Origin of the sequence: Sinomonas atrocyanea (assembly GCF_030811715.1) — a bacterium.
In the GTDB taxonomy this organism is placed as follows: Bacteria; Actinomycetota; Actinomycetes; order Actinomycetales; family Micrococcaceae; genus Sinomonas; species Sinomonas atrocyanea_A.
In genome coordinates this window covers 34,153-58,830 of sequence record NZ_JAUSRH010000017.1, presented here as the reverse complement: position 1 = coordinate 58,830, position 24,678 = coordinate 34,153, and the positions used below count along the sequence as shown (strand labels likewise).

Annotated in this window: 25 protein-coding genes and 1 pseudogene; 14 read left to right on the top strand and 12 right to left on the bottom strand. The window is 70.4% G+C overall.

The window, feature by feature from the left end:
• Nucleotides 1–143: 143 nt before the first annotated feature.
• The 6 genes from pdhA (at nucleotide 144) to J2W21_RS18755 (ending at nucleotide 6,495) form a co-directional block, all read left to right on the top strand.
• Complete coding sequence (gene pdhA / locus J2W21_RS18780) at nucleotides 144–1,370, top strand: pyruvate dehydrogenase (acetyl-transferring) E1 component subunit alpha (RefSeq protein ID WP_373423129.1); 1,227 nt, start codon at nucleotides 144–146, stop codon at nucleotides 1,368–1,370.
• Nucleotides 1,370–2,350 (top strand): alpha-ketoacid dehydrogenase subunit beta, encoded by a 981-nt coding sequence (locus J2W21_RS18775; protein WP_307116038.1) that lies wholly within the window; start codon nucleotides 1,370–1,372, stop codon nucleotides 2,348–2,350. The genes pdhA and J2W21_RS18775 overlap by 1 nt, the downstream gene beginning before the upstream one ends.
• A gap of 10 nt (nucleotides 2,351–2,360) precedes the next feature.
• The gene (locus tag J2W21_RS18770; protein WP_307116037.1) at nucleotides 2,361–3,842 is read left to right on the top strand and encodes a dihydrolipoamide acetyltransferase family protein; all 1,482 of its coding nucleotides are present in this window, start codon (nucleotides 2,361–2,363) and stop codon (nucleotides 3,840–3,842) included.
• Between the two features lie 21 nt (nucleotides 3,843–3,863).
• Entirely contained in the window at nucleotides 3,864–4,214 is a 351-nt protein-coding gene (locus tag J2W21_RS18765) for a hypothetical protein (RefSeq protein ID WP_307116036.1), read from the top strand.
• Between the two features lie 155 nt (nucleotides 4,215–4,369).
• On the top strand, nucleotides 4,370–5,797 hold the full coding sequence (locus J2W21_RS18760) for an MFS transporter (RefSeq protein ID WP_307116035.1): 1,428 nt from the start codon (nucleotides 4,370–4,372) through the stop codon (nucleotides 5,795–5,797).
• A gap of 65 nt (nucleotides 5,798–5,862) precedes the next feature.
• Nucleotides 5,863–6,495, top strand: coding sequence for a phosphatase PAP2 family protein (locus J2W21_RS18755; RefSeq protein ID WP_307116034.1), 633 nt, complete (start codon nucleotides 5,863–5,865; stop codon nucleotides 6,493–6,495).
• A 14-nt stretch (nucleotides 6,496–6,509) separates the two neighbouring features.
• On the opposite strand, the gene J2W21_RS18750 is transcribed toward J2W21_RS18755, so the two are convergent.
• Complete coding sequence (locus J2W21_RS18750; protein WP_307116033.1) at nucleotides 6,510–7,658, bottom strand: AI-2E family transporter; 1,149 nt, start codon at nucleotides 7,656–7,658, stop codon at nucleotides 6,510–6,512.
• A 146-nt stretch (nucleotides 7,659–7,804) separates the two neighbouring features.
• Nucleotides 7,805–8,422 carry a TetR/AcrR family transcriptional regulator C-terminal domain-containing protein gene (locus J2W21_RS18745; protein WP_307116032.1) on the bottom strand — a complete coding sequence of 206 codons (618 nt, stop codon included), beginning with the start codon at nucleotides 8,420–8,422 and terminating at the stop codon, nucleotides 7,805–7,807.
• Nucleotides 8,423–8,508: 86 nt separating this feature from the next.
• On the opposite strand from J2W21_RS18745, the gene J2W21_RS18740 reads away from it, so the two are divergent.
• Nucleotides 8,509–9,723 (top strand): beta-ketoacyl-[acyl-carrier-protein] synthase family protein, encoded by a 1,215-nt coding sequence (locus J2W21_RS18740; RefSeq protein WP_307116031.1) that lies wholly within the window; start codon nucleotides 8,509–8,511, stop codon nucleotides 9,721–9,723.
• 29 nt (nucleotides 9,724–9,752) lie between these two features.
• On the opposite strand, the gene J2W21_RS18735 is transcribed toward J2W21_RS18740, so the two are convergent.
• A complete protein-coding gene (locus J2W21_RS18735; protein WP_307116030.1) occupies nucleotides 9,753–10,001 on the bottom strand; it encodes a hypothetical protein in 249 nt (82 codons plus the stop codon).
• Between the two features lie 167 nt (nucleotides 10,002–10,168).
• Between J2W21_RS18735 and J2W21_RS18730 the strand changes: the two genes are divergently transcribed.
• Nucleotides 10,169–11,113, top strand: a complete 945-nt coding sequence (locus tag J2W21_RS18730; protein WP_307116029.1) for a helix-turn-helix transcriptional regulator — start codon at nucleotides 10,169–10,171, stop codon at nucleotides 11,111–11,113.
• A gap of 23 nt (nucleotides 11,114–11,136) precedes the next feature.
• On the opposite strand, the gene J2W21_RS18725 is transcribed toward J2W21_RS18730, so the two are convergent.
• The 3 genes and pseudogenes from J2W21_RS18725 to J2W21_RS18715 all read right to left on the bottom strand — a co-directional run bounded on the left by J2W21_RS18725 (nucleotide 11,137) and on the right by J2W21_RS18715 (nucleotide 12,534).
• Nucleotides 11,137–11,994 carry a type II toxin-antitoxin system HipA family toxin gene (locus tag J2W21_RS18725; protein WP_307116028.1) on the bottom strand — a complete coding sequence of 286 codons (858 nt, stop codon included), beginning with the start codon at nucleotides 11,992–11,994 and terminating at the stop codon, nucleotides 11,137–11,139.
• Between the two features lie 136 nt (nucleotides 11,995–12,130).
• Nucleotides 12,131–12,322 (bottom strand): annotated as a pseudogene (locus J2W21_RS18720) (HipA N-terminal domain-containing protein); the annotation flags it as partial.
• Nucleotides 12,322–12,534 (bottom strand): helix-turn-helix domain-containing protein, encoded by a 213-nt coding sequence (locus J2W21_RS18715; RefSeq protein WP_307116027.1) that lies wholly within the window; start codon nucleotides 12,532–12,534, stop codon nucleotides 12,322–12,324. The pseudogene J2W21_RS18720 and the gene J2W21_RS18715, both read right to left, overlap by 1 nt.
• A 279-nt stretch (nucleotides 12,535–12,813) precedes the next feature.
• Between J2W21_RS18715 and J2W21_RS18710 the strand changes: the two genes are divergently transcribed.
• The gene (locus tag J2W21_RS18710) at nucleotides 12,814–14,427 is read left to right on the top strand and encodes an AMP-binding protein (protein ID WP_307116026.1); all 1,614 of its coding nucleotides are present in this window, start codon (nucleotides 12,814–12,816) and stop codon (nucleotides 14,425–14,427) included.
• Between the two features lie 16 nt (nucleotides 14,428–14,443).
• Here the strand turns inward: J2W21_RS18710 and J2W21_RS18705 are convergent, their stop codons facing one another.
• Nucleotides 14,444–14,998, bottom strand: a complete 555-nt coding sequence (locus J2W21_RS18705; RefSeq protein WP_307116025.1) for a TetR/AcrR family transcriptional regulator — start codon at nucleotides 14,996–14,998, stop codon at nucleotides 14,444–14,446.
• A gap of 142 nt (nucleotides 14,999–15,140) precedes the next feature.
• Between J2W21_RS18705 and J2W21_RS18700 the strand changes: the two genes are divergently transcribed.
• Nucleotides 15,141–15,476 carry a cupin domain-containing protein gene (locus tag J2W21_RS18700; RefSeq protein WP_307116024.1) on the top strand — a complete coding sequence of 112 codons (336 nt, stop codon included), beginning with the start codon at nucleotides 15,141–15,143 and terminating at the stop codon, nucleotides 15,474–15,476.
• A 15-nt stretch (nucleotides 15,477–15,491) separates the two neighbouring features.
• Complete coding sequence (locus J2W21_RS18695; RefSeq protein WP_307116023.1) at nucleotides 15,492–16,790, top strand: flavin monoamine oxidase family protein; 1,299 nt, start codon at nucleotides 15,492–15,494, stop codon at nucleotides 16,788–16,790.
• A gap of 34 nt (nucleotides 16,791–16,824) precedes the next feature.
• On the opposite strand, the gene J2W21_RS18690 is transcribed toward J2W21_RS18695, so the two are convergent.
• Entirely contained in the window at nucleotides 16,825–17,412 is a 588-nt protein-coding gene (locus J2W21_RS18690; RefSeq protein WP_307116022.1) for a TetR/AcrR family transcriptional regulator, read from the bottom strand.
• Nucleotides 17,413–17,621: 209 nt separating this feature from the next.
• Here J2W21_RS18690 and J2W21_RS18685 point away from each other — a divergent pair, with 209 nt between their 5' ends.
• From J2W21_RS18685 to J2W21_RS18675, 3 genes are read left to right on the top strand one after another with little or no spacing between them, the layout of a single operon-like run.
• Nucleotides 17,622–19,067: an APC family permease gene (locus J2W21_RS18685; RefSeq protein WP_307116021.1), complete on the top strand. Its 1,446-nt coding sequence runs from the start codon at nucleotides 17,622–17,624 to the stop codon at nucleotides 19,065–19,067.
• A gap of 59 nt (nucleotides 19,068–19,126) precedes the next feature.
• Nucleotides 19,127–19,942, top strand: a complete 816-nt coding sequence (locus tag J2W21_RS18680; protein WP_307116020.1) for a MoaF C-terminal domain-containing protein — start codon at nucleotides 19,127–19,129, stop codon at nucleotides 19,940–19,942.
• Between the two features lie 41 nt (nucleotides 19,943–19,983).
• A complete protein-coding gene (locus J2W21_RS18675) occupies nucleotides 19,984–21,396 on the top strand; it encodes an aldehyde dehydrogenase family protein (protein ID WP_307116019.1) in 1,413 nt (470 codons plus the stop codon).
• Between the two features lie 146 nt (nucleotides 21,397–21,542).
• On the opposite strand, the gene J2W21_RS18670 is transcribed toward J2W21_RS18675, so the two are convergent.
• From J2W21_RS18670 to J2W21_RS18655, 4 genes are all read right to left on the bottom strand, one after another.
• Nucleotides 21,543–21,767 (bottom strand): hypothetical protein, encoded by a 225-nt coding sequence (locus tag J2W21_RS18670; RefSeq protein ID WP_307116018.1) that lies wholly within the window; start codon nucleotides 21,765–21,767, stop codon nucleotides 21,543–21,545.
• Between the two features lie 82 nt (nucleotides 21,768–21,849).
• A complete protein-coding gene (locus J2W21_RS18665) occupies nucleotides 21,850–23,175 on the bottom strand; it encodes an aspartate aminotransferase family protein (protein ID WP_307116017.1) in 1,326 nt (441 codons plus the stop codon).
• Between the two features lie 80 nt (nucleotides 23,176–23,255).
• A complete protein-coding gene (locus tag J2W21_RS18660; protein WP_307116016.1) occupies nucleotides 23,256–23,654 on the bottom strand; it encodes a GlcG/HbpS family heme-binding protein in 399 nt (132 codons plus the stop codon).
• Between the two features lie 70 nt (nucleotides 23,655–23,724).
• Complete coding sequence (locus tag J2W21_RS18655) at nucleotides 23,725–24,678, bottom strand: phosphotransferase (RefSeq protein WP_307116015.1); 954 nt, start codon at nucleotides 24,676–24,678, stop codon at nucleotides 23,725–23,727.

Below are 24,678 nucleotides of genomic sequence, written 5' to 3'. Positions count from 1 at the left end.
GGCGGCCCAGCTCCTCTCGGTAGAGTGTCAGCTGGGCCGACCCGTATATTCCGGCGTCAGAATGCATTCCTGACGGGGAATATGTGTCCCGGCCCACCGCCCGGTGCTCCGGGATCGGTCCCCACGGCAGGCGAGGAGGCGGTATGCGAGTAGAACTTCCCACGACCGAGTTCAGCGACATCCCCGATGAGCTCGCGATGGAGCTCGAAGCCCACGCCCATGACGGCGCGGAGGGCCACGGCGCCATGGTCCAGCTCCTCGACGAGGACGGGCGCTTCCGCTCGGACTCGAAGCTCGCGGCGTCCATCAAGGGCCTGAGCGAAGATTCCCTCTGCGGCATGTACCGCCAGATGGCCATGATCCGGCGGTTCGACACCGAGGCCACGGCGCTCCAGCGGCAGGGCCAGCTCGCGCTCTGGGTCCCGCTGCGCGGTCAGGAGGCCGCCCAAATCGGCTCCGGCACCGCCACCCAGGCCCAGGACTACGTCTTCCCGACCTACCGCGAACACGGCGTCGCCCTCACCCGCGGCGTGGACCTCGCCGAGCTGCTGCGGCTCTTCCGCGGCCTCTCCAACGGCGGCTGGGACCCCCGCGCCACCGGCTTCCACCTGTACACGCTCGTCCTCGCGGCCCAGACGCCCCACGCCGTCGGCTACGCGATGGGGATGCAGCGCGACCAGGCACGGGCGGCGGCCCGCGGCGAGCAGGCTGGCGAGCCGGGCGCCGTCGTGGCCTACTTCGGCGACGGCGCGAGCTCCGAGGGCGACGTGCACGAGTCCATGGTCTTCGCCGCCAGCTTCAAGGCGCCCGTGGTCTTCTTCTGCCAGAACAACCAGTGGGCCATCTCGGTCCCCGCCGAGGTGCAGTCCCGGATCCCGCTCTTCAACCGCGCCAAGGGCTACGGCTTCCCGGGCGTGCGCGTGGACGGCAACGACGTGCTCGCCGTGTACGCGGTGACCCAGTGGGCCCTCGAGCGGGCCCGTTCCGGCAAGGGGCCCGTGCTCATCGAGGCCTACACCTACCGGCAGGGCGCCCACACCACCGCGGACGACCCCACGAAGTACCGGCTCAGCGACGAGGAGCAGTCCTGGCTCGCCAAGGACCCGCTCGCCCGGTTCGAGAAGCACCTGCGCGCCGAGGGCATCGCAGACGAGGCGTTCTTCGAGCAGGTTGCCGCCGACGGCGACGCGCTCGCCGCCAAGGCCCGCGCCGACATCCTCGGCTTCACGGCGCCGAATCTGGCGGAGGCCTTCGCCAACGTCTACGCGGAGCCCCACCCGCTCGTGGAGCAGGAGCTCGCGTGGCACCGCGACTACGAGGCAGGCTTCGCGGACGCGGACGCCGAGGCGACGAGGGAAGGCAGCCGCTGATGCCCACCATGACCATCGCCAAGGCGATCAACGCGGGCCTGCGGGCCGCGCTCGAGCAGGACGAGAGCGTCCTGCTGATGGGCGAGGACATCGGCACCCTCGGCGGCGTGTACCGCGTGACCGAGGGCCTCAAGTCCGACTTCGGCCCCGAGCGGGTCGTCGACAGCCCGCTCGCGGAGTCCGGCATCATCGGCACGAGCATCGGGCTGTCCCTGCGCGGCTACCGCCCCGTCGCCGAGATCCAGTTCGACGGGTTCGTGTTCCCCGGGTTCAACCAGATCACCACGCAGCTGGCCAAGATGCACGCCCGCAGCAACGGCCAGCTCACCGTCCCGGTGACCATCCGCATCCCCTACGGCGGCGGCATCGGCTCGGTCGAGCACCACTCCGAGTCGCCCGAGGCGCTCTTCGCGCACACGGCGGGCCTGCGGATCGTCACCCCCTCCAACGCCCACGACGCCTACTGGATGACCCAGCAGGCCATCGCGTGCGAGGACCCCGTGATCGTCTTCGAGCCCAAGCGCCGCTACTGGCTCAAGGGCGAGGTCGACACCGAGGACCCCGGCGCGAGCGCGGACCCGTTCCGGGCCCACGTGGTCCGCGAGGGCACCGATGCGACCGTCGTCGCGTGGGGCCCGCTGGTCCCCGTGGCGCTCGCCGCCGCTGAGGCCTCCGCCGAGGACGGGCACAGCGTCGAGGTGATCGACCTGCGTTCGATCTCCCCGATCGACTTCGATGCGATCGTCTCGTCCGTGACCAAGACCGGCCGCCTCATCGTCGCGCACGAGGCACCGACCTTCGGCGGCATGGGCGGGGAGATCGCCTCGCGCGTCGCCGAGCTCGCCTTCCTCTCGCTCGAGGCTCCCGTCATCCGGGTCGGCGGATTCCACATGCCCTACCCCGTGGCGAAGGTCGAGGAGCACTACCTCCCGGACATCGACCGCATCCTCGAAGCCCTCGACCGCGCCTTCGCGTACTAGGAGCCGCCCCGTGACGCAGCAGATCTTCACCCTCCCCGACGTGGGCGAGGGGCTCACCGAGGCCGAGATCGTGTCCTGGAAGGTCCAGCCGGGCCAGACGGTCGCCATCAACGACGTCATCTGCGAGATCGAGACGGCGAAGAGCCTCGTCGAGCTCCCCAGCCCGTACGCCGGCACCGTGGTCGAGCTCCTCGCCCGCGAGCACGAGACCATCGAGGTGGGCACGCCGATCATCGCCATCGGGGACTCGGCCGCCACGCACGACGGCGGGGCGGCACCGTCCGCTCCCGCGTCGCCGCCCCCTCCGGCAGAGTCCCCGGTCCCGACGATGCAGGAGCCGGGGGTGGAGAGCGGCCCGCTGGTCGGGTCCGGCCCGAAGGCGGACGCGGCCAAGCGCCGCCCCCGCCGCCAGCCCGCCGCAGCACCCGCCCCTTCCGTCCCCCAGATGGCAACCCCGGCAGCCGAGAGCACCCCGAGCGGCGCAGCCGACGAGGGGGGCGCGGTGTGGCGGGCGTCGCGAAGCGGACACGCCCCCCTCGTCGGCGGAGCCGCGGAGGCGAGCCAGAAGCCCGAGCCGGGGAACGCCGTCGTCGGCCTCCTCTCCCGCGTCCTCGCCAAGCCGCCGGTCCGGCGGATCGCCAAGGAGCTCGGCATCAACCTCTCCGACGTGCCGGCCACCGGCGCGCGCGGCGAGGTGACCCGGGCCGACCTCGAGTCCTACCAGGCCCAGCGCGAGCGCGAGCAGGCCGCGGCGCCCACGTTCTGGGACCACACGAAGCGGCCCAGCGAGCGCCGCATCGAGATCGTCCCCGTCCGGGGCGTGCGCAAGGCGACGGCGAAGGCCATGGTCGACTCGGCGTTCAGCGCCCCGCACGTGAGCATCTTCGTGGACGTGGACGCATCGCGGACCATGGAGTTCGTCCAGCGGCTCAAGAAGTCCCGCGACTTCGAGGGCGTGAGGGTCTCCCCGCTGCTCATCCTGGCCAAGGCGGTCATCTGGGCCGCGGCCCGCAACCCGAGCGTCAACTCCGAGTGGGTCGCCGGGCCGGAGGGCGACGAGATCCGCATCAAGCACTACATGAACCTCGGGATCGCGGCCGCGACCCCGCGGGGACTGCTCGTGCCGAACATCAAGGACGCGCAGGACCTCTCGCTCCGCGAGCTCGCGATCGCGCTCAATGAGCTCGCGACGACGGCACGCGCCGGGAAGACGAAGCCCGCGGACATGCAGGGCGGCACGATGACCATCACGAACATCGGCGCGCTCGGGATCGACATCGGCACCCCGATCATCAACCCGGGCGAGGTGGCCATCGTCGCGTTCGGCACCATCCGGCAGAAGCCGTGGGTGGTCTCGGGCGAGGTCATCCCGCGCTGGATCACCACGCTCGGCGGCTCCTTCGACCACCGCGTGGTCGACGGCGACCTGTCGGCCCGCTTCATGGCAGACGTCGCGGCGATCATGGAGGAGCCCGCGCTCCTGCTCGACTGACGTCCGGCCGAGGGAGGGACGATGGGCAAGGCTCAGCAGCCGGGGACCGCGCGCACGCTCAGGATCGAGCTCGAGGACCCCGTGTCGGTGCCCTGGTGGGCGCGCATCCTGTACACGCTCACGACCCAGTACGGGCGCTCGCCGATGCGGTTCGTGGCCCGGGCCGACGGCGGGCGGATCCTCTACCGCGGGGCGACGTTCGCCGGGCCAGCCCTCGGGCGGACCGCGCCCCGCGAGGCCTGGGCCCCGGGGCTGGAGGCGAGCCTCACCGAACTGCGGGCCGAGATCGTCCGGGACGGATGGGTCGAGTCCTCCCACGGGCAGCAGCCCTGGGACCTCACCTACGTGCGCCCCGGTTCCCCAGCGGACTGACGGCACGGCGCCCCGGCAGTCGATTGAGTGCTTGTGGCGGCTCGCCGCCGGGCGCACCATGGAGGCGGCAGCCAGGGCAGTCTCTGGCGCAGCGAGCACCACCCCTGGGCTGCGGGAGGTTGATCCATGTGGCTGCATCCATGGATGCCGGATCCGTGAGCGCCGCCCCGACCGGCCAGCAGATCATTGCCCGGCTCGAGCGGCTCGAGGTGTGGAGCCTGTCCTATCTCTTCATCGGGATCATCGGCCTCGGGTTCCTGTTCACGTTCTACGACATCTTCGACATCAACGTCTCGTTCATCCAGACGTGCATCGAGCTCAACAAGGGCTGCACCCCGGAGACGGCGCTCGAGGCGCTGCCGCTGCCCGTGCTGCTCAACCTGGCCGGCTACGTGGTCGGGACGCTCGTGCTGAGCCCCATCGCGGACCGCATCGGCCGGCGCAACATGCTCATGATCACGATGCTCATCACCGGCCTGGGCTCGCTGTACAACGCGTTCGTGGGCGACTACGCCAACTTCAACATCGCCCGCACCGTCACCGGCATCGGGATCGGCGCGGACCTCGCGATCGTCAACACGTACATCAACGAGATGGCCCCGCGGCACGCGCGTGCCCGGTTCACGACGATCATCTTCATCATGTCGGCGCTCGGCGCCTTCGTGGGCATCTGGCTCGGCCTCATCCTCACGACACCGGCCACTCCGTGGCCCCTCGGCCTCCCCTTCGCGATGGCCGGGCCCGGGTTCGAGACCGGGTGGCGGTGGATGTACGGGGTCGGCGCCATCCTGGCCGCGGTCGCGGTGCTGCTGAGGTTCGAGCTGCCCGAGTCGCCGCGCTGGCTCATCGGCCAGGGCCGCTTCGCCGAGGCCGACTCCGTGGTGAAGGACATGGAGGCGCGCGCCGCCAAGCACGGGCCCCTCGCCGAGCCGGTGGTGACCGACGTGCACGGGGCGACCAGGCCGCCGTCGCCCGTCCCGTACCGCGACCTGTTCACCAACCCGCTGTACGTCAAGCGCATGGTCCTGCTCTTCTTCGTCTGGTTCATCGGGTACATCACGGTCTACGCATTCGCGGCCGGCTTCACCGTGGTCCTCGCGGCCCTGCACTACCCGCCGCCCGAGGCCGGCGTCATCGCCGCTGTGGGCACGCTCGGGTTCGTGGCCGAGGCCGCCGTGATGAGCGTGATCGTCGAGCGGCTCGAGCGCCGCTACTGGCTGCCCGTCGGCGCGGTCGTGACCGTGATCGGCTCGCTCGTCGTGGCCGCCGCGGGCACCAACGTGGGGGTCGCGATGATCGGCGCCATCCTCATCTTCGCCGGCTTCAACCTGTGGGTCTCGCCGACCTATGCCCTCACGGCGGAGTCCTTCCCGACCCGTGCGCGGACCACGGGCTTCGCGATTGTGGACGGCGCGGGGCACATCGGGGGCGGCATCGGCGTCATGGTCATCACCCCGATCCTGCCGATGCTCCCGGTGATCTGGGCGCTCGGGCTGATCTCGGTGTTCCTCGTCATCGCCGCGGTCCTGGTGCAGTTCGCCCCGCATACGCGCAACCGGCACCTGGACCACATCTCGCCCTGATGTCCGCGGACACCCACGGCGGCAGCGGCCGCCGGGGGCGGGTCCGGGCATGGAAGACTGGAACCGTGCTAGCCAGCCATCGCCCGACGCCCCCGGCGCCGTCCCCGCGGGGGAGCGCCGCCGCCGTCGCGCGCGTGCTCAGCGAGGTCTTCCAGCCGCCATTCACCATTGCCGTCCAGCTCCTGCTGAGCCCGGCGGCGAGCCCCGGCTGGCCCGGCACCTGGTGGTACGGCGCGGTCGCGCTGGTCTTCACGTCCGTGCTGCCGTTCGTGGTGCTCCTCGCGCTCGTGCACGCCGGCAAGGTGGTGGACCACCACGTGAGCGAGAGGTCCCAGCGCGCCCCCGTGCTCGCCATGGCGATCGTGTGCGTGCTGCTCGGGCTCGGCGTCCTCGTCTGGGCGGGTGCGCCGCCCTCGGTGACCGCGATGGTCCTGGCGCTCATCGCGGGGATCGCCGTCCTCGCGATCGTGAGCATCTGGTGGAAGGTGAGCGGCCACGCCGCGGCCGTGTCGTCGGCCGCGGTCACGGCCATCGTGCTGTTCGGCCCGGCGTGGTGGCCGCTGCTGCTCGTGGTCCTCGCCGTGGGCTGGGCCCGCGTGGTGCTCCGCGCCCACACGCTCGCCCAGGTTGTCGCCGGGACCCTGTTCGGGCCGGTCGTGATCGTGGGGCTGTGGCAGGCGTTCCTGGGCCTGGGCTGAGCCTGCTCTGCAGGCTACGAATCGGAATGCGTCGTGGGAACCGGGCCCAAGTCTGTCCCGACCGGCCCCGTCGGCTCCTCCGGCTCGGTCGGTTCGCCGCGGCCGGTGAAGGTCTTGATGATGGCCCAGGCCACGGCCGTGACGGGCACGGCCAGCAGTGCGCCGATGATGCCGGCGAGCACCGTTCCGGAGGCGAGGGCGAGGATGATCGCCAGCCCGTGGATCGAGAGGACCCGGCCCATCAGGAGTGGCTGCAGGAGGTGGTGCTCGATCTGGTTCGCCACCAGGACCACGATCAGGACGATGAGCCCCACGACCGGGCCGTTGGAGATGAGGGCCACCCCGACGGCGAGGAAGCCCGCGAGCGTTGCGCCCAGGATCGGGATGAACCCCCCGATGAAGACGAACACTGCGAGCGCCGGGGCCAGGGGCACGTGCAGGATCACCAGGCCCGTGCCCACGATGATCGCGTCCGCGGCGGCGACCAGCACGGTGCCCCGCACGTAGCCGCCGAGTACGTGTGCGCTGCGGTCCGCCGCGAGCCGGGCCTTGTCCCGATGGGACGGCGGCATGAACCAGAGCATGAAGTCGAGGATCTGCCGGCCGTCCTTGAGGAAGAAGAACAGGATCACGGCCATGAGGATGAGCGCGGTGAGGATCTCGCCCGCGGTGCGGGCCCCGGTGAGCGCCTCGGCTCCGAGGCTGCCGGAGGTGAAGAAGTGCTGGAGGGAATCGCGCGCCTGGGTGATCTGCTGGTCGCTGATGCGAGCCGGGCCGTTGTTGAGGAAGGTGTGGAGCTGCTCCAGGCCGGCCGTGAAGCGCTCCGCCAGCTCGTGCGCCTGGGCTCGGATCAGGAACACAATCCCCGTGATGATCCCGCCGAAGACCGCGAGGATGGCCACGAAGGAGGCCAGCACAGCCAGCGCCCTGGGCCACCCGTGGACGTGCAGCCAGTGGACGAGGGGCGCGATCGCGGAGGCCAGGATCGCGGCGATGATCACGGGGATCACCACGAGGGGGATCCTGAGGAGTACCCACACTACGGCCCACAGGAGGGCGCCGACGGCGAGGGCCTGGACCGAACGGATTCCGGCCCGGCCGAGCGTGTCGGTGAAGAGACCGGCGAGCTGCCGCTTGGCGGGAGTGTCGGGCGTCTCGGACATGGAGTCCTCATTCCTGGTCATTGGCGGGCCAGCTCAGGGTAGCGGCACACGGGTCCCTTGTCCTTATGCCCAGCTCGGGCTTCGGGTAACCCACGAGGGCCCAGCATCAGGACCTGACTCTGGGAGGGCACCTCGTGTGGGTGCCCCTAGGCCTCCCGGACGGTCAGGGTGCCGGCCAAGTCGAGGTCGGCCTGGGTGCCGGGGTAGCCGGACTCGGCGATGAGGATGGCCCCGAAGGCGGCCGACCAGAACGTCTTGACCTCCTGGCGCAGGCTGCGGTCGATCACCCAGCCGCGCAGCGCGAGCATGTTCTCGAGGTAGTGCTCCGAGATGCGGAACAGCAGGCTCAGGTGGCCCTTGACCACCGGGCTCAGCTTGGGTTTGGCCCGTGCGAGCGCGAGCGCGCTGATCACCACGGGCAGCGACGGGGTGACGAGGACGGTCCGCGCCATGGCGCGCCGGAACGCCTCGGCCGACGAGAGCCGCGTGCCCACGCCCTCGAGGCGCCCGGCGTCCCGCAGCAGCAGCACGAACGCGGCGTGGATGAAGAGGGAGTCCTTCGAGCCGAAGTGGTACGTGATCTGGTTCGGGAAGACCCGGGCCGCGGCGGCGATCTGGCTGACCGTGACGGAGTCGGCGGGGCGGGCCGCGAACAGCGCCGCCGCAGCGTCGACGATGCGCTGGCGCGTCTCGGCGCCGCGGCCCTTGCGCTGCGCGAGGAGGCGCCGTGCGGCGGCGGCAGCGCGTGTCTCGACGGGACCCATGACTGAATTGTATGCTGTACAAACATCTTTCCCTCTTGTACGGCATACAAGCGCCGGCCGGAGGGCTCTTCTACGCAGAGGACATCATGGGGACCGAGATCGTCATCACCGGAATGGGTGCCACCACGCCGCTGGGCGGCACCGTGGCCGAGCTCTGGGAGGGCGTCCTGTCCCTCCGGTCCGGTGTGCGCGCCCTTTCGGGCTTCGACGTCTCGCTCCCGGTCCACATCGCCGGCCGGCTCGCGGTCGAGCCGGAGCAGGCCATGCAGCCCGTCCGGGCGCGCCGGCTCGACCGCAGCCAGCAGGCCGCCGTCATCGCCGCCCGCGAGGCATGGGCCGACGCGGGTGCGCCGGAGGTCGACGGCGACCGGCTCGCCGTCGTGATCGGGACCGGCATCGGCGGGGTGGAGACCCTCCTGGCCCAGGACGACGTCCTCGAGTCCTCCGGCTCCCGCCGCGTCTCCCCGCGCACGGTGCCGATGCTCATGGCCAACGCGGCCGCCGCGCAGCTGAGCATCGAGTACGGCGCGCGCGCCGCCGCGATGGCGCCCTCCTCCGCGTGCGCCTCGGGCGCCGAGGCGATCGTCCACGCGGCGCGGCTCATAGAGTGCGACGAGGCGGACATCGTCATCGCGGGCGGGGCCGAGGCCGCGATCACGCCGCTGACCATCGCCGGGTTCGCCCAGATCGGCGCCCTCTCGAAGTCCCAGGGCGACCCCGAGGCCGCCTCCCGGCCGTTCGACGCCGACCGCACCGGGTTCGTGCTCGGCGAGGGGGCCGGCGTCGTGGTCCTCGAGCGCGCGGAGCACGCGCGGGCCCGCCGGGCCCGCACCCGCGCCGCCCTCTCCGGCTACGGCGTCACGGCGGACGCGTTCCACATCACCGGCACGGACCCCGAGGGCGTCGGGCAGATCAAGGCGATCCGCAAGGCCCTGCGCCGCGCGGGCATCGACGGCGGCGACATCCAGCACGTCAACGCCCACGCCACCGGAACTCACATCGGCGACATCAGCGAGGCCCTCGCCGTGCGCGAGGCCCTCGGCGAGCAGGTGGCGGTGACCGCACCGAAGGGTGCGCTCGGGCACCTCGTCGGCGCGGCCGGGGCCGTCGAGGCGATCCTCACCGCGCTCACCCTGGAATCGGGCATCATCCCACCCACGCGCAACCTCGACCGCCTCGACCCGGCGATCGACCTCGACGTCGTGGCCGGCGCCCCGCGCCGGGCTCGCGTCGAGGCCGCCGTCTCGAACTCGTTCGGGTTCGGCGGCCACAACGTGAGCCTGCTGCTCACCCGCGCCTGAACCCACGGCCCGGGAGGACCGGGGGGGGCTCACCACGGGCGCGGTCCGAGCAGCGCGATGTCCCGGCGCACCCGCTCCCGGCTCTCGTCGATCCCCAGCACCCGCCGGTCCGCGCCGCGCCAGGCGCGGACCGCGCCTTCCCACCTGCTGGCCCACCCGCGAACGACGGCGCGGAGCACCTCGGCCAGCCGGCCCGCCTCCCGGGTCCTCGTCTGCGTGCTCCCCGGGCCGGTCCACGCCATGCCGTGAAGCTGCTGGACTGTTCCCTGTGCGGCCATGGCCACTCCTTCTTCCCTGCCCGTTCCCGGGGCTTCCTGCTGTCCCGAGACCAGTGTCCCGGGGGTGCAGGACAGGGGCGGTCCGCTGCCTCAGCCGCTGGGGATGCGGCCCACGCCACGTGCGCTGCGGACAGATCCTGTCCGCAGCCAGAGTCCATGATGGAGCCATGAATGACACGACGCAGCGCGTCCTGAGCCTGCTGAACCTGCTCCAGTCCCGCCCGGTATGGACGGGCGCGGAGCTCGCCGAGCGGCTCGGGGTCACGACGCGCAGCATCCGCCGCGACGTGGACCGCCTGCGAGAGCTCGGCTACCCCGTGCGGGCCGAGCACGGCACCGGGGGCGGCTACCAGCTCGGCGCCGGCAAGGCGCTGCCACCGCTGCTCCTCGACGACGAGGAGGCCGTGGCGGTGGCCGTGAGCCTCCGGCTCGCCGCGGGAGGGACGGTCGCGGGGCTCGGCGAGGCGGCCGTCCGCTCGCTCGCGAAGCTCGACCAGGTGCTCCCGGCTAGGCTGCGGGCCGAGGTCAAGGGCGTCATCGAGGCGACCGTGAGCCTGGACAGCCCCGTGACGGCCGTGGATGCCGACGTCCTGGTGGCCCTCGCGCGGGCCATCCGCACGCCGGAGCGGGCCACGTTCGACTACACGAAGTCCGGCGGCGAGCGGTCCGAGCGCCGGGTCGAGCCCTACCGCCTCGTGGCCGCGGCCAGGCGCTGGTACCTCATGGCCTGGGACCTTGACCGTGAGGACTGGAGGACCTTCCGGCTCGACCGGATGGCGGCCGCGCGCGGCACCGGCTGGCGCTTCAGGCCCCGGGAGGCGCCGGACGCGGTCGAGTACGTCCAGTCGTCCATCACGCAGGCGCCGTACCAATTCGTCGCGAAGGTCCGCATCCACGCCCCGGCCCACGAGGTCGCGGAGCGGGTTCCGTCCACGATGGCCGTCGTCGAGCCGGACGGCGAGGCCAGCATCCTCACCGCCGGCGCCGACGACCTCGACTACGTGGCCTACCACGTGGTCCGGCTCGGCTGGCCGGTCACCGTGATCGACCCGCCGGAGCTGCGGGATGCCATGCGCGAGCTCGCCGAGCGGTTCGCCGCCGCCGGGGCCTGACGACGCCCGGCCTCCGTTCCGGGCTAGTCGAGCTCCGCCCTCCGGTGCCGCAGCTCGCGGAGGGCGCGGTTGAGCGGCGAGCCCTCGAAGGGAAGCGCCGCGAGGTCGGCGCCGGCCGCCGCCTTGAGCGCCAGTGAGGTCGCGGACGCGGCGGCGCGCTCGGGCAGGCCGATCGTCGCGGCGAACTCGGCCCAGTGCCGGGCCCGCAGGCCCTTGGTGCGTCCGGCAACGGGGAGGGCCATCGACATGTCGCCATAGAGCACGGTGCTGGGAAGGTCGAAGGCGGGCGCCGGGGCGCGATGACCGGCCGGGCCGGTCAGGACCGCCACGTTCTTGGCGTGGAGGTCGCCGTTGCCAGTGAGCCAGGCGAACAGGAACTGCAGGTACAGGTTGCGGGCGGCGACTGCCGGCGCCCGGCACGCCGCCGCGACCGCGGAGACGAGTTCCTCGGCCGCCACGGAGTACTTCGCCGCGGGGAGCATCCCGAGGATCTGGGCGCCGTCCTCCAGCTCGAGCCGGCGCCAGCGGCCGTCCTCGTGGATCCTGTCGAACCGAGAGACGAGGAGCCCCGGAACCCCTCGGGCGTCGCGCACCACGTGGGCGGAGGCGACGGGAATCCGCAGCGAGCGTGCGGCCCTGAGGTGCAGCGCCTCGTTGAGCACGAGGTGCGGCGTTCCGGGCGGGTCGAGCTTGAGGATCCACCGGTGGTGCGGGGAGGCGACGGGGGCGGAGAGCATGGAGGCGCTGACCTTGTCCTGGACGCCGGGCAGCCCGTGCAGGTCGAGGGCGTCCGCGAGCCGCGAGAAGTCCGCGGGCGCCGCATCGAGGTCGGCGAGCGGCTCCGGCTCCTCCGGGACCGTGCCCGCGGGGACCACCTGCACGTCGCCGGGGACATCGGCCCCGACCGCGAGGAGGAGCGTGAGCTCGTCGTCGAGGCTCGTCTTCGCCGCGGAGCGGGAGCACGCTGAGCCGGTGGCCCTCGGGCAGGAGGCCGGCGAAGAATGCGGGGAGGCCGTGGAGCGGCCCCACTGCCTCCGGCCCCACGGGCAGGGTCCGGGCCACCGGCCGCCCCTGCGCTGCGACGTAGTCCTCGCGGTAGGCGAAGCTGATGCGCGCGCGCTCGTCGCGCCAGAGCCGGCCGGCGAGGACGCCGGCCTTGTACACGTCCGCCTCGCTGATGAACCGGAGCGCGGAGAGGTCCCGGGACATCAGCTCGCGCCGACCGTGAGGCCCACCGCCCGTGCGGCCGCGACGACCGAGCCGATGCTCGGGCTCGGCGAGCCGCGCTCGATGTCCCGCACCGTCCGCTCCGACGTCCCGGCGAGCTCGGCCAACGTTGCCTGCGTGATGCCGGCGTCCTTGCGCGCGGCCCTGATGGCCGCGCCCAGCGCCGCCAGCGCGTCCCGCGCGGGTTCGTCCACGGCTTCCTCTCCCGGCAGGATCCTGCCGATCGGCTCGTGCTCAGGTGCCCAGTGTCTCCCGCGCGGCGGCATCCGGCAAGATCCTGCCGCTCTCCGCCCCCGCGGGCGCCGCCCGGGGGAGCGACAGCCCAATCCGGCAGGATCCTGCCGATGCCCTGGACCCTCCCTTCCGCTGCCCCGCTGCCCAAGCCCTTGCCCCGGCCCGGGCGGCACAGCACGATGTCCACAGCGGCGAGTGCCGCCGTCGTGCGCCGATCCGTTGGATTCGAAGGAGAACCCATGTTCGCGAGCCCGTACCCGGACGTCGAGATCCCGGAGGTCCCCCTCCACGAGTACCTGTTCGGCGGCCTCGCCGAGGAGGAGCTGGACCGGGTCGCGATGGTGGACGGCACGAGCGGGGCGGAGACCACGTACCGCGAGCTCGTGGCGCGCATCGACGCCCTCGCCGGCTGGCTCGCCGCCCACGGGGTGGGTCCGGGCACCACGCTCGGGCTCATGTGCCCCAACATCCCCGCCTTCGCCGTGGTCTTCCACGGGATCCTCCGTGCCGGCGCGGCGGTCACCACCGTCAACTCGCTCTACACGGCCGAGGAGACGGGCCGCCAGCTCGCCGATGCCGGCGCCGCGTGGCTCTTCACCGTCTCGCCGTTCCTGGGCCGCGCCGAGCCCGCCGCGGAGGAGGCCGGCATCCCGCCCGAGCGCGTCGTGGTGCTCGACGGCGGCCCCTCACCCTCCGGCGCCGCGCACCCCTCGCTCGGGGAGGCGCTGTCTGCCGGGTTGCACGCGCCGGACATGCACGTGGACCCGCACGCGGTCGCGGTCCTGCCGTATTCCTCGGGCACCTCCGGCACGCCCAAGGGCGTGATGCTCAGCCACTTCAACCTCGTGGCGAACGTGGCCCAGGGCCGGCCGCTGCTGGGCGTGACGGGGGAGGACACGCTCCTGGCCGTCTTGCCGTTCTTCCATATCTACGGGCTCACGATGCTCGTCAACGCGGCCTTCCTGCAGCGGGCGCGGCTTGTCACGATGCCCAAGTTCGACCTGGCCGAGTTCCTGCGGATCACCCAGGACCACCGCTGCACGTACCTGTTCATCGCCCCGCCCATCGCGGTGGCGCTCGCCAAGCACCCGCTCGTGGAGCGGTACGACCTCTCGAGTGTCCGCGTCGCGTTCTCCGGGGCCGCGCCGCTGGACGCCGGGCTCGGCGCCGCCGTTGCCGCGCGCCTCGGGTGCGCGATGCTGCAGGGCTACGGGATGACGGAGCTCAGCCCCGCCTCGCACATCCTGCCGCTCTCGGAGGCCGGGCGCATGCCGCTGGACTCGGTCGGCGTGACAGTGCCCAACACGCAGTGCAAGCTGCTCGACCCGGCCACGGACGAGGAGATCCCGCTGCCGCCCGCGGACGGGGACCCGGGGGCCGTGAGCGCGCCGGGACAGCTGCTGGTCCGCGGGCCGCAGGTGATGCTCGGCTACCTCAACCGGCCCGACGCCACCGCCGCGACGATCGATCCGGACGGCTTCCTGCGCACCGGGGACATCGCCACGGTGCGCGCGGACGGCGTCGTGACGATCGTGGACCGGCTCAAGGAGCTCATCAAGTACAAGGGCTACCAGATCGCGCCGGCGGAGCTCGAGGCAGTGCTGCTCACCCACCCGGAGATCGCGGACGCCGCCGTCATCGGGGTGCGGGCGGACGACGGCGAGGAGGTCCCCAAGGCCTTCGTCGTCCGCCAGCCGGGGGCCGAGCTCGGGGACGAGGACGTCATCGCGTTCGTGGCCGAGCATGTCGCCCCCTTCAAGAAGGTCCGCGTCGTGGAGTTCCTCGACGCGATCCCGAAGTCGTCCTCGGGCAAGATCCTCCGGCGCGAGCTGCGGGCGGCCGAGCGGGGGTAGCGCCGGCCTCGGCGGGCTACTTCCTCTCGAGGAGCGAGCCGAGCCGCACGATCGCCGCAACGATCTCCTCGCGCTCCGCCACGGTGACCTGCTGCATGACGAGCCCGTCGAGCGCGGCGAAGACAGCGCGCGCCGCGGCCCGGTCGGGCTGGTATCCATAGCGGACGAGGACGTCCTGGACCATGCCGATGTAGCTCTCGTAGAGGTTTCCGGCAATCCTGCGCAGCTCCGGGCTGCGGCGGGAGGCGAGGATCATGTAGTACTGGAAGACCTGCAGATTGGGCTCCTCGCCGACGATCCGCGTGAGGGTCTCGGCAAAGTCGCGGTCGAGGGCCGCTGCCAGCGTGAGGTCAGCCCGCTGCTGGGTGCGCTGCACGGCCCACACGGTTGCCGCCTCGAGGAGTGCTTCCTTGGAACCGAAGTGGTGGGAGATCAGGGTGTTGTTCACGCGCGCCCGCTGCGCCACCTTCCGGTAGCTCAGTCCGTCCAGGCCCTCCTCGGCCACGACATCCACCACCGCGCGGATGAGCGCCTCGCGCCCTGTGCCGTACCTGACCTCGCTGACCGTCATGGGTCGATGCTACCGGCGCGCGCACAAAAACTCTGCATCTGCAGAGCTTGACACTGAAAACTAAGCAAGTGCAGAGTAGTGGGCGTAGTGATACGGGCCACGTCCACAGGTGACCGGCCCTTCCCCTCGCAAAGGAGCGATGATGAGCGCCCACATTTTCCACGCCGACACCGACCGGGAGCTGGCGGAGCCCTTCGCCGTCGGCCAGGTCCAGTGGCTCCGCAAGCCGAGCGACGGCGAGCGGCCCGCCCTCTCCGGCGGGATCTGGACCGTGACGCCCGAAGAGGCGCCGGAGACGTTCGACCTCGCCTTCGAGGAGGACGAGACCCTCTACATCGTCGAGGGCCACCTGCGCATCGAGGTGATCGGCGGGGAGACCTTCGACCTCACCGATGGGAGCATGGCCTCGTTCAACAAGGGGGCCAAGACCCGGTGGACCGTGGTCAGGCCGACCACGGAGTTCTTCGTCTACAGCTGAAGGGGCCCGAGCGAGATGCAGAACACCTCCGACGTCCTCGTCATCGGCGCCGGCTTCGCCGGCCTCGTCGCCGCCCGCGAGCTGAGCCGGAAGGGCCTGGACGTCCAGATCCTCGAGGCCCGCGACAGGATCGGCGGGCGGACCTGGCTCGAGCCCAAGATGGGCCGCAGCCTCGAATTCGGCGGGACCTGGGTCCACTGGAGCCAGCCCCACGTCTGGGCCGAGCTCACCCGCTATGGCATCGGCGTGGTCACCGCCCCCGAATTCGAGAAGGCCTACTGGCACGCAGGCGGCCAGCTGCGGCAGGGCTCACCGGAGGAGCTGATGGCGATCCTCGACGGGCCCAACCGCGACTTCCTCGCCCCGTCCCGGCAGCTCGTCCCCCTGCCGTACGAGCCGCTCGCCAACCCGGCGGTGAAGGCGGCCGACCAGCTGACCGTCGCCGAGAAGATCGACGAGCTCGGCCTCGACACCGTCGCCGACGAGCTCATGCGCAGCTTCTGGGCCCTGAACTTCAACGGCCGCATCCAGGACGCCGCCTACACCCAGGCCCTCCGCTGGGCCGCCGCCGCCTTCCACGAGTGGCCGGTCATGTTCGAGACCTGCGCGACCTACAAGGTCCAGGGCGGCACGGGGGCCCTCGCCCGGGCCATCCTCGAGGACTGCGGCGCGACGCTGACGCTCAACGCCCCCGTCGCCGAGGTGCGCCGCAACGAGAAGGGGGTCACCGCCGTCGGACGCGACGGCACCGAATACACCGCGAGGGCAGCGGTGGTCACGGTGCCGCTGCACGTGCTCAACTCGGTCCGGTTCGAGCCGGAGCTCTCCGCGGGCAAGCGCGAGGCCGCCGAGCGCGGGCAGCTCGGCCTCGGAGCCAAGCTCTGGATCAAGGTCAGGGGCCGCCACGAGCGCTTCGTGGCCATGGGCCCCCAGGACTGGCCGCTGAACTTCGTCCAGGCCGAGTACCTCGACGCCGAGAGCACCACACTCGTGGCCTTCGGCCCGGACGCCGAGGCGGTCGACGTCGACGACGCCGCCGCCGCGCAGGAGATCCTGCGCCGGTGGATCCCCGCCATCGAGGTCCTCGAAGTCTCCGGCCACAACTGGGTCCAGGACGAGTACGCCCGCGAGACCTGGCCCATGCACCGCGCCGGCTACCTGTCCGAGAGCCTCCCGGAGCTCCAGCGGCCCGAGGGCCGGATCCACCTCGCCGGGTCCGACTACGCCAACGGCTGGGGCGGATTCATCGACGGCGCCATCGAGAGCGGCTTCACCGCCGCGCGGGACGTCGCCGAACAGCTCGCTGTTCGGTAGCGGCCCCCGCCCCTCGGCTGGGCCCTTGGGCAGGCTAGGGCGCCAGCCGCGCGTCTCGGACGGGGCCGCCGACGGCGACCCCCAGTGCCTCGACCGCCTCGGAGAGCTGTTCTGCGGTGATCGCCCTGCAGAAGTACTGGAGGGTGAGTCCGTCCAAGGCAGCGAACATGGCACGGTTCAGGCCGGGGTTGTCCTCGGCTCCGAGAGCGGTGCGGCCGGCGGCCAGGGCGGCCACGTAGCGGCCGTAGAGCTCACGGACTGCTTCCTGGAGCTCGGGCCTCCGCGTTGCCTCGATCACCATCTCGAACTGGAAGATCTCGATGTCGGGCTGGGACAGGACGTTCCGAATGAGGGCCTCGCGGAAGGCAGTGGAGTCGGTCGCGTACTCGCTGAGGTCGGCAGCGCCGATCAGGCGGTCGACTGTCCATTCGAGCGCCGCGGCGAGCAGCCTGTCCCGGGTGCCGAAGTGGTGGGCGATGAGGCTGTTGTTCAGGCCGGCTTCCTCGGCCACGGCGCGGAAGGTCAGCCCGCGCAGGCCCTTGCGGGCACCGACCCGCACCGCCGCTTCGAGGAGCGCTTCCCTGCCCTCTCCATGACTGGGCTGTCGTTTCTCGCGGCTCACAGGTTCAGCTTAGGCGGTCCCGGGCTCTGGCAGACCCCCTTGACACCCCTCAGGGGCGCTCGTAATCTCTATCACTAAGCAGATGCTCAATATGGGTCCAGGGATCCCATTCCGCATCGGACGCCCAGCTTGCAGCCTCGGCACTCGCCCCCGACGAGGCGTCCCACAATCTCTCGCCCGCACAGGGCAGCAGGTCCAAAGGAGGACCCATGAGCAATACCCAGCACGAGGTCGTGGTGCCGCCGTCCATCGGCGAGACACGACTGAAGTCCAACAGCCTCGGCTGCATCGGAATCGCCTTCTTCGTGGTCTCCGCCGCGGCGCCGATGGCGGCATTCGTGGGGGCGAGCCCGGTGATCTTCTCCGTCATGGGTCCGGGCGTCCCGCTCGTCTACGTCTTGGTCGCGCTCATCATCGCCGTCTTCGCGGTCGGCTACCTGAAGATGAGTCGCCACATCGTCAGTGCGGGCGGCTTCGTCGCCTACATCTCGCGCGGCCTCGGACGGCGCGCGGCCACGGGCGCTGCCGGGATCGTGATCGTCACGTACGTTTCGCTCCAGGTGGGGCTGTGGGCCCAGTTCGCGGTATTCGCGCAGCAGCTCGCCTCGCGTCTGTTCGGCGTGGACCTGCCAGTGTGGGGATGGGTGCTCGGGTTCCTGATCATCACCACCGCGCTCACCATGCGCGGAGTGGACCTGAACCTGCGCATCCTCGGGGTACTGCTGGTCCTGGAGGTCATTGCCATCGCCGCCCTGATCATCGGGATCGTGGCGGGATCGGGCGGCAAGGACATGTCGCTGGTGAGCTTCGCCCCGTCCCAGCTGGTCCAGCCCGGGCTCGGCGTGGCGGTGCTGTTCGTCTTCGCCTGCTTCACGACCTTCGAGGCCACGACCGTCTTCGCGGAGGAGGCCCGCGAGCCTCGTCGGACCATTCCCCGCGCACTGTTCGCGGTGATCATCTTCGTCGGCATCTTCTACACCGTGGCCACGTGGGCCGTGAGCGTGGCGGTCGGCCCGGACAAGGTCCAGGACGCTGCGGCAAACGACCTGGCCGGGATTGTCTTCTCGGTCGCCGCCAAGTACGTCGGGCCGTGGCTGGACATCACGATGCAGGTCCTGGTCGTCTCGAGCTTCATCGCGATGCTCATCGGGATTCAGAACATGTTCTCCCGCTACGTCTTCGCCCTCGCCCGGGGAGGGGCTCTGCCGAAGCCGCTCTCGCGGGTGTCGAAGAAGTCGCAGGTCCCCGCCGCCGCGGCCCTGGTGAACGGACTGGTGATCGCCGTGATCCTCATGGCCTTCCTCTGGTCCGGGGCCGATCCGATCGTGGTCGTCTTCTCCTGGTTCGTCGCCCTGGGCACCGTGGGCTTCATCGTCATGATGGGCTTCGCCTCTGTCTCCATCCTCGTCTTCTTCATCCGCGAGAAGCTCGAGCGCGGATTCTGGAGCACTCGGGTCGCCCCGGCCGCCTCGGTCGTGCTCATGGTCACCGTCCTGGTGATCGCGATCGCGAACTACGACGCGATGCTCTCCGGCGACGGCTCCATCGCGAGGCAGCTGCTGTGGTCCATCCCCGTGGCCTTCGCCGCCGGGGCGGTCCTCCCGCTCCTCAAGAAGGACATCGACTTCGACCGCATCGCCACCGCCGGCGGCTGACCGGGTCCGCCCCCTAGTCCCAACACTCCTCTGCAGAACCACCAACGTAAGGAACTCCCATGCCGACCACCCCTCAGCAGCTCTCCCCGACCGAGCAGGGCTACGTCCCCACCGACCAGTGGCCCGACGTCACGATGATGCTCGACGGCTTCGGCGAGCCCAGTCTGCCGGCCAGCGCTGGCCTCGAAGGAGCTCCCATCGAAGTCCGCTTCGAGAACGGCTGGACGATCGAGCACACGTTCGCCGACGGACAGATCACCTGGACGATCACTGACGGGAAGGGCACCGGGCAGTCGGGAACCCATCCCTACCGCGCCGTGGAGGTGCGCCCGGGCATCTTCTTCGTCGACTTCGTCAAGGGCGAGGGCGTCCACGCCAGTGACGTCTCCATGGTGATCGACCAGTCGGACGGGCGGGTGACAGTCGCGGACTCGTCCTTCGTCGACCGCGACGGCAAGGTCCGTCTGCAGACCGGGATCCTCTCCGGCCGCGTCACGGGCACCGGCGAGATCGAGCCCCGCAAGCGCACCAGCGAACTCGTCGGCAAGCGGATCTACTACCGCTACAGCCCGACCGAGCACTACGAGCACATCTACCTCAACTCCGGCACCTTCGTCTGGCACTGCGTCAAGGGAGGCGAGGTGGGCCTCGCCGACGCAGACCCCATCCAGGTCTTCGAGCTCGCCGACGGCCTCGTCCTCCTCCACTGGAGCGAGACCGTCATGCCGGTCGAGTCGATCGTCGTCATCGACCTGGCCAACGCCCGCTCCATCGGGCGGATGTTCTGCTGGGACGGGCCGACCCTGGACACCGTGCACCTGCCCTTCGACAGCCAGTTCACCATCCTCGACGACACCCCGTACCCGGCCGAATGACCCGCAGGCGAACCCCGAAGAGAGCACCACAGGAGACCACCATGACCACGACGACGACGTCGATCCTCAACGCCATCACCGTCCCAGAAGGCCACGGCCGCCCCATCCCGGACGCAGCGACCCGCGAGATCATCGGGCACGCGCCCGTCCACGGGCTCGACGACCTCGAAGCAGCGATCACCGCCGCCCGCGCCGCCCAGCCAGCCTGGAACGCGCTCGGCCACGCGGAGCGGTCCCGCATCCTCAACGCCATCGCGGACGACCTCGAGGCCAACCTCGAGGAACTCGCCCGCATCCTCTCCCGCGAGCAGGGCAAGCCCCTCGACGGCCCCAACGCCCGCTTCGAGGTCGGCGCCTGCGCGGTGTGGACCCGCAACGCGGCGAACACTGTCCTCGAACCCGAGGTCGTCTTCGAGGCAGGCGGCGCCCGCTCCGAGCTGCACTACGACGCCCTCGGCGTCGTCGGGGCCATCGGACCGTGGAACTGGCCGATGATGATCACGGTCTGGCAGATCGCCCCCTCGCTGCGGATGGGCAACACGGTGGTGGCCAAGCCGAGCAGCTTCACCCCGCTGTCGGTCCTCGCCCTCGCCGAGATCTTCAACCGCCACCTGCCCGAGGGCGTCCTCACCGTGGTGTCCGGCAACAGGGAGGTCGGCGCCGCGATCGCCGCCCACCGTGGACTGGACAAGATCATGTTCACCGGCTCGACCGAGGCCGGACGCAAGATCGTCGCCTCATCGGCCCAGAACCTCGCCCGCCTCACCCTCGAGCTCGGCGGGAACGACCCGGGCATCGTCCTTCCCGGCACCGATGCCCAGGCGATCGCCGAGAACCTGTTCTGGGGGTGCTTCATCAACACCGGCCAGACCTGTGCCGCGCTCAAGCGCCTCTACGTCCATGACTCCGTCTACGACGACGTGGTCGAGGCCCTCGCCGAGCTGGCCCGCGCACTGCCCATGGGGCCCGGCCTGGAGGGCGGGAATGTGCTCGGCCCGCTGCAGAACCAGAGCCAGTTCGACATCGTCAAGGACCTCGTCGACGACGCCCGCGCCCGTGGCGCCCGCATCGTGGCCGGCGGCGAGCCCGCTCCCGAACTCGGGCCCCTCTTCTACCGGGCCACCGTCGTCGCTGACATCGAGGACGGCTCGCGTCTCGTGGACGAGGAGCAGTTCGGGCCCGCCATCCCCGTTATCAGGTACACCGACGTCGACGACGCGATCCGCCGCGCCAATGCCTCCGAGCAGGGGCTAGGCGCCTCTGTCTGGTCCGATGACATCGATGCCGCCGTGGCGGTCGCCAAGCTGATCCAGGCCGGAACCGTGTGGATCAACCAGCACGGCACCCTCAACCCGGACGTGCCCTTCGGCGGGACCAAGCAGTCCGGCTACGGGCAGGAATTCGGCGTCGCCGGCCTCAAGGCGGTCGCCGCCCCCAAGGTCATCAGCCGCTGACCCGGGGGAGAGGCCTCGCACCGGGCCGTGCGCCGTCGTCGGACGGTCCGGCCTGGTGCCGTCATCGCCTTCCGATATGCCAAAGAAGGCGCCCCATGTCATCCTCTGAGGCCGACTGGGACCTCTCTCTGGAAGCCGTCGCAGGGCTAGGCCCAGATCTCGAAGGAGTCATCTCCGACCAAGACGTAGCGGCGCTGGCCGACCCCTTCAGGCGCGATCCAGAACCCGGAATTATCAGGCATGACGGTCTCGACCTGTCCGGCCTGAAACGTTGTCTTGCCCTTGCGCAGCTCGACTCGGTCGCCGACGCTCGGTGTCCAGCAGCCTCGCCGTCTCAGGGCTGGATGCCGAGGGCTTGTCTGTTCCATCATGGTCGCTCCTCTGGCTGTATGTCTCTGGGGCTCGCTCATCGTTCCCAAGCCGGCGGGGCATCACCAGGCCATGCACGGCGTGTCAGTCGGCTACGCCTTGGGCTTCCAGAGCAAGTCGGACGCGGTCCAGCATGATCTCGGCATGCTGGCGTTCGAAGACGATGGGCGGCCGCATCTTCAGCACGTTGTCGTGGCGGCCGATTCGGCCGATGAGGACTCCTCTGTTGCGGAGGTCTTCGACGATCGCCTTGGTGGTCTCGGGATCTGGCTCTGAGTCGGTCGGCCTGACGATTTCGAGGCCGAAGAACAGGCCGGTTCCCCTGACGCTCTTGATGCGCGGATTGCCTAGGGCGAGTGCGCGGAGTTCGCGGTTGATGAACCGTCCGAGGCGCCGGGTGCTGTCCAGTAGGTTGTGGTCTTCCATGACCTGCAGGACGGCCAGGGCGGCAGAGGCAGAGACTGGGTTCCCGGCGAAGGTGTTGAAGTAGGTGTTGTTCTCGCCGAACTCGTCCATGAGGGCGGCGGATGTCACGGTTGCACCGACGGGATGGCCGTTGCCCATGGGCTTGCCGAGGGTGACCAGATCGGGCGTCGTTCCGTAGGCCTGGTGCCCCCACATGTGGGCTCCGATGCGCCCAAATCCTGACTGGACTTCGTCGGCGACGACCAGACCGCCTGCAGCGTGGACCCGCTCTGCGACGGCCTCGATGTAGCCGCGGGGGGTCTTCAACAGGCCTTCGGTGGAGAAGATGGGGTCGAACAGGATCGCTGAGAGCCCGTGTCCGCTCACTTCGAGGGAGGCGATGGCCGCGTCGACCTCGGTGAGTCCCTGTGCAAGGAGCCGTTTCTCCTTGGCGGAGGTGAGTCCGTAGGCGTCCGGGATGGTCAGCGTCCGCACATGTGGACCGAGTGGTTCCTTCACCCTGAGCGCGGTGGTCAGTTCTGCCAGGGTGGTGGTGTTGCCGTGGTAGCTGTGGTCGGAAATCAGGATTCCGGTGTTTCCGGTGTGCTGCCTGGCGATGCGCAGGGCGAGTTCGTTCGCCTCCGATCCACTGTTGGTGAAGAAGACGCGGTCGAGGGGCTCGTCGAAGGTCGCAAGGAGCTTCTCTGCATACTCCACTACACGGCTGTGCAGATAGCGGGTGTGCAGGTTGACCTTGAGCAGCTGTGCTGCGATGGCTTCGCGGACCGCCGGGTTGGAGTGTCCCACGTGTGGGACGTTGTTGTAGACGTCGAGGTAGGTCTTCCCTGCAGCGTCGCGGACCCAGACGCCCTCTCCCTCAACGATCTCCAGCGGCTCTGTGTAGAACAGCGGGGAGTGGCTGCCGAGGGTCCTTCCCCGCCTTTCCAGCAGGGAGTGCTCCGGGGGCGCCCCGGTTGTCTGGATTGCGGTGGTTTCGAGTGTCATGGCTTTCCTCAGGGTGAAGGGTGAAGTGCGGTGGGCGGCGGTGACCGGCGCCTGGAGCGGGCCGGTCACCGCGCCGGTGCTCAGAGCGCCGCCGCGCCTGCGCTTGCGACGGAGTGGTCGTCCTCGACCGTGCTTCCGCTGACTCCGATCGCTCCGATGACCGCGCCGTCCTTGAGCAGCGGGATCCCCCCGGGGAAGGTGATGAGGCCGCCGTTGGAGACCTCGATGTTGAAGAGGGGCTCTCCGGGCTGGGAGAGGGCGCCGAGGTCTCCGGTCGGCATATCGAAGTAGCGTGCCGTCCGAGCCTTCTTCACCGCGATGTCGATGCTGCCGAGCCAGGCCCCGTCCATCCGGGTGAAGGCCTTCAGGTTTCCTCCTGCATCGACCACCGCGATGTTCATGTTGGTCTGCGCTTCCAAGGCCGCTTCGTGCGCGGCCTGGAGCACCTCCTGGGCTTCGTTGAGAGAGATGTCCGTCATTTGGGTACTCCTTGAGCTGTGATGATCAGATGTGGTGCCGGCCCGGGGGCCGAGGCATTGGCAGAGGGGCCTAGACCAGGGCGCCGGGCTTGGCTGCCTGCGCGATGGCGTGGTGGAAGTCGGCTGTGGTGACGCTGGTGAGCAGCCCCTCCCAGCTGGTCCGGAGTTCGCCTTCGAAGTCCGAGCCTTCGTTGGGGTCGGTGTTGCCCAAGGCGGTGATCCACAGGGCGCAGTTCGACCAGTGGGCGACCGTCATGAAGAGCCTGGCGCGGGCCAGCGCTACGGGGTTCGCGCTGCCGAAGTAGGCCTGGAAGAGGGCTTGTGACCTCTCGGGGTCGAAGCCGTTGAACGCGGCGACGAAGCCGAGCTCGTACCCGGGGTCGGAGTTGCCGCTGAGGTCCCAGTCGATGATGCGGTAGGGCCCCGAGGGTGTGGCTTTGACGATGTTGGCGTCCCAGATGTCCAGATGGCACGGGACGAACGCTGCGGGGTCGAGGGCCAGGGTGTGCTCGAGGCGGTCGATGATGCGCTCGATCACCTCGAAGCCGGCGGGGAATGGGATGCTGCGGGCACGGGCGGCGGCGAACCTTTCCCGGGCGACCTCGAAGGGATTGACTGCGTTGGCGAAACGGCGTCCGGAGTTGTGGAGGCGCTTGAGTGCGGGGACCAGCCTCTCGACGGCGTCAGGGTCCTCCTGCAGCCGTGGGTGGCCGCCGGTGAGGAAGTCCAGGCCGATGCCGGGTGGTTCGGTCGACACCGCGATCACGGGAGCTCCCACTCCCACTTCTGCGGCGGTCCTCGAGTTCTGGAGGACCACCTCGGCCTCGGGACATACTCCGACTGAGGTCCAGTAGTTGTTCCATACCTTCACGACGCAGCTGCGGTCGCTGCTCTCGACCCGGTAGTTCTTATGCGCGTTCCCGCCGGAGAGCGGGTATGCGGTGATGTCCGTCCATCCCGGGGCGGCGGAGAGGATCGTGCGGATGATCTCGAGCTCGTGCTCGGAAATGGTGGTCGTGGTCAT